Raw genomic sequence first — 15,648 nt, 5'->3', positions numbered from 1 at the left:
GGGCGGGGGCGCCGCAGGTGAGGCTTGTTACGTTGCCAAGCCACGTGGCCTTAGAGACCGAGGTCGACCTCGAACTCGCCGGCCTCCAGGATCGCCTTGACGGCCGTCAGGTAACGGGCCGCGTCGGCGCCGTCCACCAGACGGTGGTCGTAGGAGAGCGTCAGGTACGTCATGTCGCGGACGCCGATGACGGTGCCCTCGGCGGTCTCGATGACGGCCGGCCGCTTCACCGTCGCGCCGATGCCCAGGATGGCGACCTGGTTCGGCGGCACGATGATCGTGTCGAACAGCGCACCGCGCGAACCGGTGTTGCTGATGGTGAAGGTCGCACCGGCCAGCTCGTCCGGGGTGATCTTGTTGCCGCGGACCTTGCCGGCCAGCTCGGCCGTGGCCTTGGAGATACCGGCGATGTTCAGGTCGCCCGCACCCTTGATGACCGGCGTCATCAGACCCTTCTCGGAGTCGACGGCGATGCCGATGTTCTCCGAGTCGAAGTACGTGATGGTGCCCTCGTCCTCGTTGATCCGGGCGTTGATGACCGGGTGGGCCTTCAGCGCCTGGGCCGCCGCCTTGACGAAGAACGGCATCGGGGACAGCTTGACGCCCTCACGGGCGGCGAACGCGTCCTTGGCGCGGCCGCGCAGCTTCATCAGCTTGGTGATGTCGACCTCGACGACCGAGGACAGCTGGGCCTGGCCGTGCAGCGCCTTCATCATGTTGTCGCCGATGACCTTGCGCATGCGGGTCATCTTGACGGTCTGACCGCGCAGCGGAGAGGCCTCCAGGGCCGGGGCCTTCGGCGCGGCGGCCGGGGCGGCAGCGGCGGGGGCCGGGGCGGCCTTCTTGGCCTCGGCGGCCGCGAGGACGTCCTGCTTGCGGATACGGCCGCCGACGCCGGTGCCCTTGACGGACGCCAGGTCGATGCCGTTCTCGGAGGCGAGCTTGCGGACCAGCGGGGTCACGTAGGCGCCGTCGTCCGCCGGCTGTGCGGCGGCGGGGGCGGCGGCCGGAGCCGGGGTGACCGGGGCCGGGGCGGCCACCGGAGCGGCGGGCGCGACCGGAGCCGGAGCGGCGACCGGGGCGGCCGGAGCCACCGGGGCGGGAGCCGGGGCCGGAGCGGCCGGAGCCACCGGGGCGGGAGCCGGGGCCGGAGCGGCCGGAGCCGGAGCAGCGGCCGGAGCCGGAGCGGCCGGGGCCGGGGCGGCGGCCGGAGCGGCACCGGCGGCGCCGATGACGGCCAGCTTGGCGCCGACCTCGGCGGTCTCGTCCTCGGCGACGACGATCTCCAGGAGGACACCCGAGGCCGGGGCCGGGATCTCGGTGTCGACCTTGTCCGTGGAGACCTCGAGCAGCGGCTCGTCGGCCTCGACGGTCTCGCCGACCGACTTCAGCCAGCGGGTGACGGTGCCCTCGGTGACGGACTCGCCGAGCGCCGGCAGGACGACGTCCGTACCGGTGGCGCCACCGGCGGGGGCGGCGGCCGGAGCCGGGGCCTCGGCGGCGGGGGCCGGGGCGGGGGCCGCGGGGGCCTCCTGCACCGGGGCCGGAGCCGGAGCGGCGGCCGGAGCCGGAGCGGCCTCGGCGGCCGGGGCCGGAGCGGCGGCCGGCGCACCGGAGCCGTCGTCGATGATCGCGAGCTCGGCGCCGACCTCGACGGTCTCGTCCTCGGCGACCTTGATGGAGGCCAGGATGCCCGACGCGGGCGCCGGGATCTCGGTGTCGACCTTGTCGGTCGAGACCTCGAGCAGCGGCTCGTCGGCCTCGACACGCTCACCCTCGGCCTTGAGCCAGCGGGTGACGGTGCCCTCGGTGACGCTCTCGCCGAGCGCCGGCAGGGTTACGGAAACCGACATGGTTTCAGTTGCTCCTAACGAATTGCGGGAAGTGGTCGTCGCGCCCGTTGATGACGTGAGCGTCAGTCGTGGGAGTGCAGAGGCTTGCCGGCCAGCGCCAGGTGCGCCTCGCCGAGAGCCTCGTTCTGCGTCGGGTGGGCGTGGATGAGCTGCGCGACCTCGGCCGGCAGCGCCTCCCAGTTGTAGATCAGCTGCGCTTCGCCGACCTGCTCGCCCATGCGGTCACCGACCATGTGGACGCCGACCACGGCACCGTCCTTGACCTGGACGAGCTTGATCTCGCCCGCGGTCTTCAGGATCTTGCTCTTGCCGTTGCCCGCGAGGTTGTACTTCAGGGCGACGACCTTGTCCGCGCCGTAGATCTCCTTGGCCTTGGCCTCGGTGATGCCGACGGAGGCGACCTCGGGGTGGCAGTACGTCACCCGGGGCACGCCGTCGTAGTCGATCGGGACGGTCTTCAGACCGGCCAGACGCTCCGCGACGAGGATGCCCTCGGCGAAGCCGACGTGCGCCAGCTGGAGCGTCGGGACGAGGTCGCCGACCGCCGAGATCGTCGGCACGTTGGTGCGCATGTACTCGTCGACGAGGACGTAGCCGCGGTCCATCGCGACGCCCTGCTCCTCGTAACCGAGACCGGCGGAGACCGGGCCGCGGCCGATGGCGACCAGCAGGACCTCGGCCTCGAAGGTCTTGCCGTCGGCCAGGGTGACCTTGACGCCGTTGTCGGTGTACTCGGCCGACTGGAAGAAGGTGCCGAGGTTGAACTTGATGCCGCGCTTGCGGAACGCGCGCTCAAGAAGCTTGGAGCTGTTCTCGTCCTCGACCGGAACCAGGTGCTTCAGGCCCTCGATGACCGTCACGTCGGTGCCGAAGGACTTCCACGCGGAGGCGAACTCGACGCCGATGACACCGCCGCCGAGGATGATCGCCGACTCCGGGACACGGTCCAGGGTCAGGGCGTGGTCCGAGGAGATGATCCGGTTGCCGTCGATCTCCAGACCGGGGAGCGACTTCGGCACGGAACCGGTGGCGAGGAGGACGTGACGACCCTCGACGCGACGGCCGTCGACGTCGACGGAGGTCGGGGAGGAGAGCCGGCCGTGGCCCTCGATGTACGTCACCTTGCGGGAGGCGACGAGACCCTGCAGGCCCTTGTACAGGCCCGAGATCACGTCGTCCTTGTACTTGTGCACGGCCTTGATGTCGATGCCCTCGAAGGTGGCCTTGACACCGAACTGCTCCGCCTCGCGCGCCTGGTCGGCGACCTCGCCGGCGTGGAGCAGGGCCTTCGTGGGAATGCAGCCGTTGTGCAGGCAGGTGCCGCCGAGCTTGTTCTTCTCGATCAGTGCGACGTCCAGGCCCAGCTGCGCTCCGCGCAGCGCCGCGGCGTAACCGCCGCTACCGCCGCCGAGGATCACTAGGTCGAAAACGGTGCTGGCGTCGTTCGCCACGTCACGTCCTCCATGCATGTGCGCTCGTCGCCGGTCTCCTGTGACCGGGCGGCGGCTGGTGTCCGGCCGCTTTTATGTCGGCCCTGTGGTGGGGGCCCTGTCCTGCCGAGAACCCATCTTCGCACTTGTTGCCGGAAGGCGGGACGCGGGGCCGGTGTGTGAGACCGGCCGATCGCCCGTACGGACAGGTAACCGGGCCGTACGAACGTACGGATTTCGTTGTGGGTGAACACGCGCGGCCCCGGGACGGGGGTCCCGGGGCCGCGCTCCGTGTCACCGGGCGGTCAGAGCTCGCCGTCGGCGGTCTTCTCCGCCAGCTTCACCAGCGTGCGGACGGCGGAGCCGGTGCCGCCCTTGGGGGTGTAGCCGTACGGCGCGCCCTCGTGGAAGGCCGGACCCGCGATGTCCAGGTGGGCCCAGGTGATGCCCTCGCCGACGAACTCCTGGAGGAAGAGACCGGCGACCAGGCCGCCGCCCATCCGCTCGCCCATGTTGGCGATGTCGGCGGTCGGGGAGTCCATGCCCTTGCGCAGGTCCGCCGGGAGCGGCATCGGCCAGGACTGCTCGCCGACCTCCTCGGCGATCTCGTGGATCGCGGTGCGGTAGTCGTCGTCGTTGGCCATGATGCCGAAGGTGCGGTTGCCGAGGGCGAGCACCATCGCGCCGGTCAGGGTCGCCACGTCGACGATCGCGTCCGGGTTCTCCTCCGAGGCCCGGGTCAGCGCGTCCGCCAGGACGAGCCGGCCCTCGGCGTCGGTGTTGAGGACCTCGACGGTCTTGCCGCTGTACATCCGCAGCACGTCGCCGGGGCGGGTGGCCGAGCCCGACGGCATGTTCTCGGCGAGCGCGAGCCAGCCGGTGACGTTGACGGCCAGACCGATCTTGGCGGCGGCGACGACGGCGGCGAACACGGCGGCCGCGCCGCTCATGTCGCACTTCATCGTCTCGTTGTGGCCGGCCGGCTTCAGGGAGATGCCACCCGAGTCGTAGGTGATGCCCTTGCCGACCAGGGCGAGGGTCTTCTCCGCCTTCGGGTGGGTGTAGGCGACCCGGACCAGGCGCGGGCCGCGGACCGCGCCCTTGCCGACGCCGAGGATGCCGCCGTAGCCGCCCTTGTCGAGCGCCTTCTCGTCGAGGACCTGGACCTTGAGGCTGTGCTCCTTGCCGGCGGCGGTGACGGCGGCGGCGAACGTCTCGGGGTAGAGGTCGTTCGGCGGCATGTTGATCAGGTCGCGGGCGCGGTTGATCTCCTCGGTGAGGGCGAGCGCGCGCTCGGCGGCGGCCTTGTGGGCCTTGTCGCGCGGCTTGGCACCGAGCAGGGCCACCTCGGCCAGCGGCTTCTTGGCGTCCTTGCCGTTCTTGGAGTCCTGGTACGCGGTGTAGGCGTACGCGCCGAGCAGCGCGCCCTCGGCGATCGCCTCGGCGTCCTCGGCGGTGGCGACGGGCAGCGCGAACGCGGCCTTCTTGGCACCGTGCAGGGTGCGGGCGGCGGTACCGGCGGCGCGGCGGAGCGCCTCGGCGCCGTACGACACGCCGTCCTCGGGGGCGGAGCCCAGGCCGACGGCGAGGACGACGGGGGTCTTCAGACCGGCGGGGGAGGGCAGCTTGGTCGCCTCACCCTCGGCACCCGCCGCGCCCAGGGTCTCCAGGACGGCGGCCAGCTTCCCGTCGAACGCCTTGTCCACGGCCTCGGCGCCGGGGGCGACGACCAGGCCCTTGCCGGACTTCGCGACACCGACGACGAGGGCGTCGGCGCGCAGCGTCGCGGCGCCGGCTGTGCTGAGAGTGAGAGCAGTCACGGTGGTGAAATCTCGCTTCCATTGAGTTCTGTGGCGGTCGAGGGATGGGCCGACCATGCCCGCCGCATCGTATTTCGGCCCGGAGAGCGCCGAGAACGAGCCTACGCTCGCTGTTCGTGTTCGCTCACGGCGACGGTGATTCACTCATCCGTGGTGTCTCTTTCACGTTTACCCCTCAGAGTCGGTGAGCTCGTCCACACTCGCCTCATTCGCGCAAGGGCAGCACTCGCTCCTTTGCATCATCCGCATCATCTCCACAGGTCCTCCGCGTCCGGCGGACCTGTCGAGGGGGGACACCACACCGATGGACTCTGCCGGATCCCGCATGCCCAGAACTGCCAGGACCGCCACCCTGCTCGCGGCCGCGCTCCTGGCCACCGTCGTCCCGTCGGCGGGGGCGAGCGCCGCCGCACCGCCGGTCCCGAGGGTCGACCTCACCGTCCTGGTCGTCGACGACGGCGGCAGCGCCGTGGAGGCGATCATCGCCGAGCTGCGCTCCACGGGCGTCCCGTACCGCCGGGTCGATCTGGCCGATTCCGGCCGCCCGGTCATCAACGCCGGCTTCCTCAGCGACACGGTCTCGGGGCGCTCCCGGGCCAAGTTCCAGGGCGTCGTGCTGCCCCACGAGTCGGCCTTCGGCCCCGACTCCCCCGAGCAGGCGGCGCTCACGGCGTACGAGCGGACCTTCCGGATCCCGCAGGTCGACGCGTACACCTGGGCCCACCCCGGCGTCGGCCTCGACTACACCAGCGAGGGCGGCCACTCCGGCTCCCTCGACGGCACCACCGCCGCCGTCACCGCCGCCGGCAAGGCCGGGCCCTTCCGGTACCTCGACGGGGCGGTGACCTTCGAGGACAACGACCCCTCGATCTCCGAGAGCCACGGCTACGCGGGCCGCCCGCGCGAGGGCTTCACCAGCCTCCTCGACGTGCCCGTCCCCGGCGGCGGACGGGCGAGCCTGATCGGCGAGTACGCCCACGACGGGCGCCGCGAACTCGTCGTCACCTTCGCCTACAACCAGTACCAGCGGCAGTTCCGGGTCCTCGCGCGCGGCGTCGTCGAGTGGCTCACCGAGGGCGTCCACCTCGGCCAGAGCCGGAACTACTTCTCCGTCCACGTCGACGACGTCTTCGCCCCCGACGCCCGCTGGGACACCGCACGGAACTGCACCCCCGGCGACTTCGACTGCCCCGGCGGCGACGGCGAGGCCGGCGAGAACCCGATCCGGATGACCGTGGACGACGCCGCGTACGCCGCCGCCTGGCAGAAGTCCGCCGGCTTCACCCTCGACATGGTCTACAACGGCGGCCAGGGCGAGCAGTGGAAGACCGAGCACGGCGGCACCGACCCGCTCACCACCCGGCTGCTCGCCGACCGCGCCCAGTACCGCTGGATCAACCACACCTACACGCACCCCTTCCTCGGCTGCGTCCAGGACACCAGCACCGTCCCCTGGCAGTGCGCGAAGAACACGGCCGGGGCCACCCAGTGGACGAGCCGGAGCGTGATCGGCGCCCAGATCCGCGACAACCACAACTGGGCCGTCGCCAAGGGGATCTCCGTCGACCGCACCGAGCTCGTCACCGGCGAGCACTCCGGCCTCAAGACCTCGCCGCAGCAGCCCGTCGACAACCCGAACCTGGCCGGCGCGCTCTCCGACAACGGAGTGAAGTGGATCGCCAGCGACAACTCCCGTGAGCCGCAGCAGAGGACGGTCGGCGCCGCGAAGACCGTCCCGCGCCACCCCATGAACGTGTACTACAACGTGGGCACGGCCGCCGAGATGGCCGACGAGTACAACTGGGTCTACACCTCGCGGGCCGACGGCGGCAGTGGGATCTGCGAGTCCAACGCGGCCTCCACCTGCCTGCCCGCCCCGCTCGACACCGCCACCGGGTACGCCGGCCACATCGCCCCGCAGGAGGCCCGCACGGCCCTCTCCCACGTGGTGGCCAACGACCCGCGCCCGCACTACGTCCACCAGTCCAACCTGGCCGAGGACCGCATCCTCTACCCCGTCCTCGACCGGGTCCTCGCCGACTACCGGGGCCTGTTCGCCGACAACGCACCGCTGGTGAACCCCCGTCAGCGCGACGTCGGCGTCGAGCTGGACCGCCGGGCCGCCTGGGACCGGGCGCTCACCGCGGGCCAGGTCACCGCCTACCGCATCGGCACCGCCGTCACCGTCAAGGCGCCCTCCGGAGTGACCGCCCCGGTCACTGCCCCCGAGGGGACGCGCAAGCAACTCCTGCTCGGTACGACGGTGTTCGGCACGGCCTACGCGGGAGCGCGCTCGGCCTGGACCGCCCCCGAGGCGCTCCAGTCCACGACCACGCTCAAGCTCCCGACGGCCTGACCGACCACGTACGACCCGACCACCGTACGTTCTGGGGGGAAACGCACATGCCGAGCCGCGGCCGTCACGTCACCATGCTCACCGAAGGCACCTATCCGCACGTCCACGGGGGAGTGAGCACCTGGTGCGACCAGCTCGTCCGGGGCATGCCCGAGGTCGACTTCCAGATCCTCGCCCTCACCGGCAACGGCCGCGAACCCGTGACCTGGGAGCTGCCGCCGAACATCTACCGGCACACCGCCTTCCCGCTCTGGGGCCAGGCCCCGGAGCGGGGGCGGGCCCCGCGGGGCCGTGAACGGCGCCGCTTCGTCGACACCTACGAGCGCTTCCTGCTCTCCATCCTCGACCCCGACTCCGGCTGCGACTTCGGCGAGGGCCTCTACGCCCTCGCCGACCTCGCCCGGCGCGGCGGGCTCACCGCCGCCCTGCGCTCCGAACGCGTGCTGCGCTCGCTGATGTGGATCTGGACCATGCCGCATCTGCCGACGGCCGCCGCACGCCCCACGATCCACGACGCGCTCACCGCCACCGACCTACTCGAACACGCGCTGCGCCCGCTCGCCGCCCGGATACCCGACGACAGCGTCGCCCACGCGGTCTCCAGCGGACTCGCGACGCTGCCGGCGCTCGCCGCCCAGCACTTCGAAGGGGTGCCCTTCCTGCTCACCGAACACGGCATCTACCTCCGCGAGCGCTACCTCGGCTACCGCACCGAGGCCCAGCGCTGGCCCGTCAAGGCCCTCATGCTCGGCTTCTACCGCGAGCTCAACACCCTCGGCTACCGCAAGGCCGACCTCATCACCCCCTGCAACCAGTACAACCGGCGCTGGGAGGAGCGCGGCGGCGCCCCCACCGCCCGCATCCGGACCGTCTACAACGGCGTCGACCCGCAGGCCTTCCCCTACGCGGGGCCCGAGCCGGAGGTCCCCACCCTCAGCTGGTGCGGCCGCGTCGACCCCATCAAGGACCTGGAGACGCTGATCCGGGCGTACGCCATCAGCCGTGCCGAACTGCCCGAGCTGCGGCTGCGGTTGTTCGGTCCGGTCCCGGCGGGCAACGAGGACTACCGCACCCGTCTTGAGAAGCTCGCCGCCGAGCTGGGCGTGACCGACGGCATCACCTTCGAGGGCCGGGTCTCCGACGTGGCCCGCGCCTACGCGGCCGGGAGCGTGGTGATGCTCTCCTCGATCAGCGAGGGGTTCCCGTTCTCCCTGATCGAGGCGATGTCCTGCGGCCGGGCCACCGTCTCCACCGATGTCGGCGGGGTGCGCGAGGCCGTCGGCGACACCGGGCTCGTCGTCCCGCCCCGGGAGCCCGCCGTCATGGCCGCGGCCGTCACCGAACTGCTGCGGGACGGCGAGCGGAGGGCCGCACTGGGGCAGAGGGCCCGGCAGCGGGTCGTCGACCGGTTCACCCTGCACCGCTCGGTGGACGGCTTCCGCCGGATCTACCGCGAACTGGCCGGCGAGCCGCCCGTGCCTGCCGCGCCGGAGCCCCCGGAGGACTGGACGGTGCTCCTCACCGACCCCTGGCGGCCGGAACTCGTCGGCGGAGGCTCCCTGTCATGAGCGGCTCCCTCTGGCTGAAGAACGGCACGATGCGGGACACCCTGCCGGTGATCCCGCGCCAGCGGGCGACCGCCGGATCGGCGACCCTTGCCGCCGACCCCATCGACGAACTCGCCGACCGGCTCGCCGAGTTGGCCGCCGACGCCGTGCATCCGGACGAGATGGCCGCGATCCTGGAGTCCGACGGGATGACGGACGACCACATCCGGCTCACCTACGGCCGCGCCGACTCCTTCGCCCTCGCAGAGGACCTCTACGCGCGCGTGGAGCGGCGGCACCCCGAGCCCGACACCACGCCCGCCGGGCCCTGGCACCACGGGCTCGGCGGCTGTCTGCTGCGCGGTCTCGTCTTCGCCCTGCCCGGACTCGCGTACGTCCTGGGGGCACCGCTCCTGGGCGGTGCGGGGACGGTCCCGCTGCTCGCGGGTGCCGTGGCCGGCTGGGTCTGGAACCAGGCCCTCTCCCACCGCGCGTACACCTGGCTCGGGCTCGGCGACCGGGCCGGCGCCGTCCGCAGCCTGCTCCTCGGCGCCCCGGCGGGCGCGGTTGTCGGCTCCGCGGTCGCGCTCGCGGCCGCGGGCCCCGGCGAGTGGCCGGTCGTCGTCTTCGCCGCGGGCCAGTCGCTCTACCTCGGGGCCGCGACCGTCCTGCTCGTCCTCGGCCGCGAACGCGCCCTGCTCTGCGCGCTCGCCCCGCTCGCCGGGGCCGTGCCCGCGTTCTGGTACGACCTCCCCGACGCGCTCAGGGCCGGGCTCCCCGCGCTCTCCCTCGCGGCCGCCGTCACCTTCGCGGCGACGGTGCTCCGCGGCGGGGGCCCACGGCGACCCGGCCCAGGCCCCGCTGCCACCCTCGCGGCGAGGGTCCTGCGCCGCCGGGGCTCAGGATCAGGCTCACGGCCGGCCGCCGCCGTGGCGAGCGGGCCAGGGTCGGTCCGGCCGGGCCCCCGAAGGACCCGCTCGGGCCCGCCGCTCCTCGCCTCCGTCCCGTACGGCCTCTTCGGCCTCGGCACCGGACTGCTCGTGCTGTACGCGGGCGGCGGCGACGCCCTCGTGACGGGCGCGGGGCCCGTGCTCGCGCTCACCCTCTCCATGGGGCCCGCCGAGTGGCTGCTGCACCGCTTCCGCCGCCAGAGCCTCGCCGGGCTTCGGACCCTCACCAGCGCCCGGGCCTTCCGGCGGACGGCGGCGGGGACCCTCGCGCACTGCCTCGGCGCCTATCTCGCCGTGCTCCTCGCCCTGGCCGCCGCCACTTCCCTGCTGTGGCCCGGGGCCCCCACGCCGGACGGCGCCGGGCTGCTCGGGCTGCTGCTCGTCGGGGTGGTGCTCTGGCTCGGCCTGCTCCTCCAGGCCTTCGGCGCGGTGCGCGGCGCGGCCGTCGTGTGCACCCTCGCGGCGGCGGCCCAGACCCTCGCCCCGACCTCGGGACCGCTCGTCGCCGCCGTGGCCGCCGCCGTCATGGCCGTCCTGACCTGCGCCCGGCTCGTCCGCCCGACCGCCCACCGTGTCTGAGGAAGGTCCGTGACCCCCTCCCACCCCTCCCTCATCGTGCCCTTCTACGAGCATCCCGCCGACCGCCCCGAGGCATGGGACGCCGTCGTCGGGGCGGCCGCCTCGCTGTACGGCGTCGTCCTCAACCCCGCGAACGGCGCGGGGCCGGCCCCCGACCCCGCCTTCGCCGCCGTCGCGGAACGGCTCCGCGCCGCCGGGGCCCGCGTCCTCGGCTACACCGACACCGCCTACGGCCGCCGCCCGCACGGCGAGGTCGTCGCCGAACTGCTGCGCCACCGCGACTGGTACGGGGTCGACGGCGCCTTCCTCGACCAGGTGCCGACCGCGCACGAGGCCCTCGCCCACGTCGGCCGCATCGGCGTCGCCGCCCGCGCCGCCGGGGTCCGCACCCTGGTCCTCAACCACGGCGCCCACCCCGACCCCGGCTACGCCGAACTCGCCGACCTGCTCGTCACCTTCGAGGGCCCCTGGGACTCCTACCGCGGCCTCGAACTCCCGGTCGCCGACCACTACTGCCACCTGGTCTACGCGGCGCCCCGGGACGCCCTGCCGGTCACCCGCGTCCACTGCGCGGTCCCCGGCACGGGCGCCCACCCCTGGGGCACGCTCCCGCACGGCCTGGAACGGAGGCCGTAGCCGCGACGAGGCCCTAGGTCGCGTCCGGAAAGTCTGGCCTGGCTCGCGGCGTCCGGCACGCACGCTCGCCGCGTTGCCGAAATGCCCACGTAGCTCCGCTACGAGAGCATCCCGGCGCCTTGCGATCGCACGCACCGGACGCCGCGAGCCCCGCCCTTCGGGCGGACGACCATACTTTCCGGACACTCCCTAGAGGCCCAGCGTCAGGGCCACGAGCACCGCCGTGGCCGCCGTCTCCTCCACCGCGCCGAACACGTCGCCCGTCACCCCGCCGAACCGCCGGACGCAGCGGCGCAGCAGCAGCGCCGCCGCCGCGAGGCCCGCGCCCGTCGCGAGGACCTGGCGCAGGGCGTCGTACGGGGAGAGGAGCAGCCCCGTCGCCGCGCACACCACCAGGACGGCCGCCGTCACCAGGGCCGCGGCGCGGACCGGGACGGTGCCGGCGACCATCGCCCCCAGGCCCTCCGGGCGGGCCGCCGGGATGCCCTCGCGGGAGGCGTGGGTGAGGGCGAGGCGGGCGACGGTCGCGGCGAGGGCGGCGCCGACCGTGCCGTACGCCCAGCCCTCCTCGTACAGCCGGTACAGCGCGGCGACCTGGGCGAGCAGGACGAAGAGCAGGGTGATCACGCCGAACGGGCCGATGTCCGACTGCTTCATGATCCGCAGCGCGTCGTCGGCGGGCTTCGCGCTGCCGAGCCCGTCCGCCGTGTCCGCGAGCCCGTCCAGGTGCAGACCGCGGGTCATCAGCGCCGGGACGGCCGCCGTGGCGACCGCCGCGAGCAGCGGCCCCGAGCCGAGCAGCAGGAGCACCCCGCCGAGCGCGGCCGCGAAGAGGCCGAGGACGAGGCCCGCGAGGGGGGCCCAGAGCATGCCGGCGCGCGCCGCGTCCCGGTCCCAGCGGGTGATGCGGGCGGGCAACACGGTGAGGGTGCCGAAGGCGAAACGCAGGCCGTCCATCCGGGCAGGGTAAGGCAGGGCCTCACGCGGTAAATTGCGCATCAGGTACAAATCGGAAGCGGGTGGCATGGGTCACTGGTTCTATCGCAACTTCGTCGAGCCGGGGAAGCTCCCGCTGCTCATCGCCCTCGCGTCCTTCGTGCTGACCTTCCTGATCACGCGGACGATCGTGCGGATGATCCGGGCGGGGAAGGGCCCGTTCGGCAATGTGAAGTCCGCCGGAGGGCTGCACATCCACCATGTCGTCCCCGGTGTCGTCCTCACCGTCGTCGGCGGCTTCGGCGCGGTCGCCAGCGGCCGGGAAGGGGTCACCGCCTGCGTCTTCGCGGCCGTCTTCGGGATCGGCGCGGGCCTGGTCCTGGACGAGTTCGCGCTGATCCTGCACCTCGACGACGTCTACTGGAGCGACCAGGGCCGCAAGAGCGTCGAGGTCGTCGTGCTGACCGCCGCCCTGGTCGTGCTGGTCCTCGGCGGCTTCTCGCCGCTCGGCGTCAACGAACTGACCCCCGACGAACGTCAGAACCGCGCCACCGTCGTCCTCACCCTCGTGGTGAACTTCCTCTTCGTCCTGATCGCCCTGGTCAAGGGGAAGTTCCGGATCGCGGTGCTGGGGACGCTGGTGCCGTTCGTCGCGATCGTCGGCGCCGTCCGGCTGGCCAGGCCCGGCTCCTGGTGGTCCCGCCACTTCTACCGCAGGCGCCACCGGGCCCGCGCCAAGTCCCGGCTGCGCACCTACCGGCACGACCGGCGCTGGGACCGGGTGCGCCGACGCGCTCAGGACGTGATCGGCGGCTTCCAGGAACGGGTGCCGGGACGCAGCTCGGGCTCGGGGCCCTCGGGACCACCCGGACCCTCCGGGCCTTCGGGTCCCGGCGGTGGCGACTGACGGCGCTCGCGCCAGGCCGTGACGGCCATGAGCACGAGCACGGCGGCGATCGCCGCGAGATGCTCCTTGCCCGCCAGGTTGGTCTTGACGAGCACCTCGACCACCATCGCGACGACCACGAGCGCCGCGGTCCACCGGGCCCGGTAGCGCCAACAGACGTACACCGCGAGGCCGACCACGGCCGCCGAAGGGCCGGTGTCCACCACCCGCGCGTCGGAGGCGGGCAGCCCCAGCGGGTTGTCGGGGCCGAGGGCGATGCCCACGCGCGCGTACAGCGTCCCCGCGAGGGTCGCCAGATACGCGATCGCGAGCGTCCGCCACCGCCCCAGACAGATCTCGGCGATGCCGAAGACCAGCAGGACCTGGGCGAGCGCGCCCCAGACCGGCAGGTCGAGGGCGGGAACGAAGAGCGAGAGCGGGGTGCGCAGCAGGGCGAGCCAGACCGGGTCCTCCGCGCGCACCGAGCCGATGTTCTGGACCGGCTGGTAGCCCCAGTCCTGGTTCTGTACGAGCTGGAAGAGCGCCGTGAGGCAGACCGCGGCCAGCGTCATGGGCACCGCACGCCACTTCTTCGTGACGAGGGCGGTCCGTACGGCGGTGTACAGCGGCCCCCACTCGCGGCGGGCGAAGCCCTTCAGGGCGGACTTCACCGTCGGCCCTCCAGGTGCTTGCGGTGCAGCCACTTCGGCAGGCCGGGGGCTTCGAGGAAGCCTTCGGCGCGACCGGCGGCGAGGCCGATGCGCAGCAGGTCGGCGCTCTTCTCGAAGAGCATGAAGCGGGGCTCCCAGATCGGTCGGTACTTGGCGTTGGCGCGGTACAGCGACTCGATCTGCCACCAGCGGGAGAAGAAGCTGAGCAGCGAACGCCACATCCTCAGCACGGGCCCCGCCCCGAGCTTCGAGCCACGTTCGAAGACGGACCGGAACATGGCGAAGTTGAGCGAGACCTGAGTGATCCCGATCTCCTTGGCGCGCTGGAGGAGTTCGATGACCATGAACTCCATCAGGCCGTTCTCGGAGTCCCGGTCGCGGCGCATCAGGTCGAGCGAGAGGCCCTTCGGCCCCCAGGGCACGAAGGAGAGCACCGCCCGCAGGTCGCCCTGCTCGTCGGTGCACTCCAGCATCACGCACCGCCCGTCGCGCGGGTCGCCGAGCCGGCCGAGCGCCATCGAGAAGCCCCGCTCGGTCGCGCCGTCGCGCCAGTCGTCGGCCTTGCGGAGCAGCGCGTCCATCTCCTCGGCGGGGATGTCCTCGTGGCGCCGGATCCGCACCTCGTACCCGGCCCGCTTGACCCGGTTGAAGGCCTGCCGGACCGTCCGCATCGCCCGGCCGTCGAGGGTGAACTCGTCGGTCTCCACGATCGCCTCGTCGCCCAGCTCAAGGGCGTCCAGGCCGTGCCGGGCGTAGACGGTGCCGGCCTCCTCGCTCGCGCCCATCACGGCCGGGATCCAGCCGTGCTCGCGGGCCTCGGCGAGCCACGGCTCGATCGCGCCGGGCCAGGCCTCGGGGTCGCCGATGGGGTCCCCGGATGCGAGCGAGACCCCGCCGACGACCCGGTAGGCGACGGCGGCCTTCGCGCTGGGGGACCACACGACGCTCTTCTCGCGGCGCAGCGCGAAGTAGCCGAGCGAGTCGCGGTCGCCGTGCTTGTCGAGGAGCGTGCGCAGCTTGTCCTCGTCCGCCTCGGTCAGCGGGTCGACCGCCCGGCGGGAGCGGAACGCGGCGTAGAGCACGGCGATGATCAGCAGCGTGGACAGGACGTTGATGGTGACGTTGACCCAGCCGGGGGTGGCGATCCCGTCGAAGCGCGAGTCGTCGGCGGCCAGGGTGACGAGCCGCATCACGCCGTACCGCCAGCGCTCCAGGAAGGTGGAGGTGCCGGTGGAGGTGTTGGTGACGGTGACGAGCACGGCGGCGAGCAGCGAGGTGACCAACAGGCCGCCGACCGCCACGATCGCGGCCAGCCAGGGGTTGGAGCGGTCGCCCTTCGCGTAGAACTCCTTGCGGCCGAGGACCAGCGCGAGGACGAACGCGGCGGTGAGGACGAGCGAGATCCAGTTCTGGGCGTGCTGCCGGATCTCCGGGAAGATCATCGCGAAGGCGAAGAGCAGCAGGAAGAGGCCGCTGAGGACGATGTTGAGGATCCACGCGGCGCGTTTGCGGCGGCGCATGGTGATCGCCAGGAAGAGCGTGAAGACGCCCGAGGCGAAGCCCGCGGTCAGCATGTACGGAGTGAAGTAGTTGTCCGTGTTGTGCCGACGGAGGTCCTGGCCGAGGGAGACCCACACGGCGCTCAGGAAGTTGATGAACGTGACGGCGCGGAGATACCAGACGGCGAACGCGGCGCTGCGCCGCGAACGGACGGTGCCCCGGGGCGTTCCTTCGGTGGACAAACGGACCTCTCCCATGAAAAGCGATCATATGGGGCATCGCTCGCCACGGCGGGGCGCCGGAAGTGGTCGCCCGCTCGTGGCGGGCCCGCTTCCGGCGCCGTGATCCGGCTAGGGCCTTTCGTTTGGATCATGCCGGGCTCGCGGGGTCTGGCACCGTGCCTCGCCGCGTTGTCGTCGGTCGCCAACGCTCCGCGTTGACTCCCTCCTCCGCCTTGCGATCCACGGCACCAGACCCCGCTCCC

Annotated in this window: 11 protein-coding genes; 5 read left to right on the top strand and 6 right to left on the bottom strand. The window is 72.7% G+C overall.

All coding sequences use genetic code 11. The features are described 5' to 3' along the window. Nucleotides 1–50: 50 nt before the first annotated feature. The 3 genes from sucB to ACGFYP_RS10875 all read right to left on the bottom strand — a co-directional run bounded on the left by sucB (nt 51) and on the right by ACGFYP_RS10875 (nt 5,103). Nucleotides 51–1,853 carry a 2-oxoglutarate dehydrogenase, E2 component, dihydrolipoamide succinyltransferase gene (sucB, locus tag ACGFYP_RS10885; RefSeq protein ID WP_393489277.1) on the bottom strand — a complete coding sequence of 601 codons (1,803 nt, stop codon included), beginning with the start codon at nt 1,851–1,853 and terminating at the stop codon, nt 51–53. A 62-nt stretch (nt 1,854–1,915) separates the two neighbouring features. Beyond that, nucleotides 1,916–3,304 (bottom strand): dihydrolipoyl dehydrogenase, encoded by a 1,389-nt coding sequence (gene lpdA, locus ACGFYP_RS10880; RefSeq protein WP_361961819.1) that lies wholly within the window; start codon nt 3,302–3,304, stop codon nt 1,916–1,918. 284 nt (nt 3,305–3,588) lie between these two features. Next, nucleotides 3,589–5,103: a leucyl aminopeptidase gene (locus ACGFYP_RS10875; protein ID WP_393489269.1), complete on the bottom strand. Its 1,515-nt coding sequence runs from the start codon at nt 5,101–5,103 to the stop codon at nt 3,589–3,591. 325 nt (nt 5,104–5,428) lie between these two features. Between ACGFYP_RS10875 and ACGFYP_RS10870 the strand changes: the two genes are divergently transcribed. From ACGFYP_RS10870 to ACGFYP_RS10855, 4 genes are read left to right on the top strand one after another with little or no spacing between them, the layout of a single operon-like run. Continuing rightward, nucleotides 5,429–7,459, top strand: coding sequence for a hypothetical protein (locus ACGFYP_RS10870; protein WP_393489266.1), 2,031 nt, complete (start codon nt 5,429–5,431; stop codon nt 7,457–7,459). A gap of 47 nt (nt 7,460–7,506) precedes the next feature. Beyond that, nucleotides 7,507–9,027: a GT4 family glycosyltransferase PelF gene (pelF, locus tag ACGFYP_RS10865; RefSeq protein WP_393489263.1), complete on the top strand. Its 1,521-nt coding sequence runs from the start codon at nt 7,507–7,509 to the stop codon at nt 9,025–9,027. Beyond that, on the top strand, nt 9,024–10,535 hold the full coding sequence (locus tag ACGFYP_RS10860) for a hypothetical protein (RefSeq protein ID WP_393489260.1): 1,512 nt from the start codon (nt 9,024–9,026) through the stop codon (nt 10,533–10,535). The genes pelF and ACGFYP_RS10860 overlap by 4 nt, the downstream gene beginning before the upstream one ends. 9 nt (nt 10,536–10,544) lie before the next feature. Next, on the top strand, nt 10,545–11,171 hold the full coding sequence (locus ACGFYP_RS10855; RefSeq protein WP_393489256.1) for a spherulation-specific family 4 protein: 627 nt from the start codon (nt 10,545–10,547) through the stop codon (nt 11,169–11,171). Nucleotides 11,172–11,360: 189 nt separating this feature from the next. Here ACGFYP_RS10855 and cobS read toward each other — a convergent pair whose 3' ends face one another. Continuing rightward, nucleotides 11,361–12,128 (bottom strand): adenosylcobinamide-GDP ribazoletransferase, encoded by a 768-nt coding sequence (gene cobS / locus ACGFYP_RS10850; RefSeq protein WP_393489252.1) that lies wholly within the window; start codon nt 12,126–12,128, stop codon nt 11,361–11,363. Nucleotides 12,129–12,195: 67 nt separating this feature from the next. Between cobS and ACGFYP_RS10845 the strand changes: the two genes are divergently transcribed. Then, nucleotides 12,196–13,014 (top strand): hypothetical protein, encoded by an 819-nt coding sequence (locus ACGFYP_RS10845; RefSeq protein ID WP_393489248.1) that lies wholly within the window; start codon nt 12,196–12,198, stop codon nt 13,012–13,014. On the opposite strand, the gene ACGFYP_RS10840 is transcribed toward ACGFYP_RS10845, so the two are convergent. Together ACGFYP_RS10840 and ACGFYP_RS10835 are read right to left on the bottom strand one after the other, a co-directional pair. Next, nucleotides 12,903–13,664, bottom strand: coding sequence for a hypothetical protein (locus ACGFYP_RS10840; protein ID WP_393489244.1), 762 nt, complete (start codon nt 13,662–13,664; stop codon nt 12,903–12,905). The two genes, ACGFYP_RS10845 and ACGFYP_RS10840, sit on opposite strands and share 112 nt — an antisense overlap. Beyond that, the gene (locus ACGFYP_RS10835) at nt 13,661–15,421 is read right to left on the bottom strand and encodes a phosphatidylglycerol lysyltransferase domain-containing protein (protein ID WP_393489240.1); all 1,761 of its coding nucleotides are present in this window, start codon (nt 15,419–15,421) and stop codon (nt 13,661–13,663) included. The genes ACGFYP_RS10840 and ACGFYP_RS10835 overlap by 4 nt, the downstream gene beginning before the upstream one ends. Nucleotides 15,422–15,648: the final 227 nt, after the last annotated feature.

Source organism: Streptomyces sp. NPDC048370, assembly GCF_043200825.1.
Classification (GTDB): domain Bacteria; phylum Actinomycetota; class Actinomycetes; order Streptomycetales; family Streptomycetaceae; genus Streptomyces.
The sequence above is the reverse complement of the archived record's forward strand: the minus strand, read 5'-3'. Positions and strand labels throughout refer to the sequence as shown.

Coding starts and splice junctions, on each gene's coding strand:
- sucB (WP_393489277.1), bottom strand. CDS start 1,853: ATGTCGGTTTCCGTAACCCTGCCGGCGCTCGGCGAGAGCGTCACCGAG.
- ACGFYP_RS10870 (WP_393489266.1), top strand. CDS start 5,429: ATGCCCAGAACTGCCAGGACCGCCACCCTGCTCGCGGCCGCGCTCCTG.
- pelF (WP_393489263.1), top strand. CDS start 7,507: ATGCCGAGCCGCGGCCGTCACGTCACCATGCTCACCGAAGGCACCTAT.
- ACGFYP_RS10860 (WP_393489260.1), top strand. CDS start 9,024: ATGAGCGGCTCCCTCTGGCTGAAGAACGGCACGATGCGGGACACCCTG.
- cobS (WP_393489252.1), bottom strand. CDS start 12,128: ATGGACGGCCTGCGTTTCGCCTTCGGCACCCTCACCGTGTTGCCCGCC.
- ACGFYP_RS10845 (WP_393489248.1), top strand. CDS start 12,196: ATGGGTCACTGGTTCTATCGCAACTTCGTCGAGCCGGGGAAGCTCCCG.
- ACGFYP_RS10835 (WP_393489240.1), bottom strand. CDS start 15,421: ATGGGAGAGGTCCGTTTGTCCACCGAAGGAACGCCCCGGGGCACCGTC.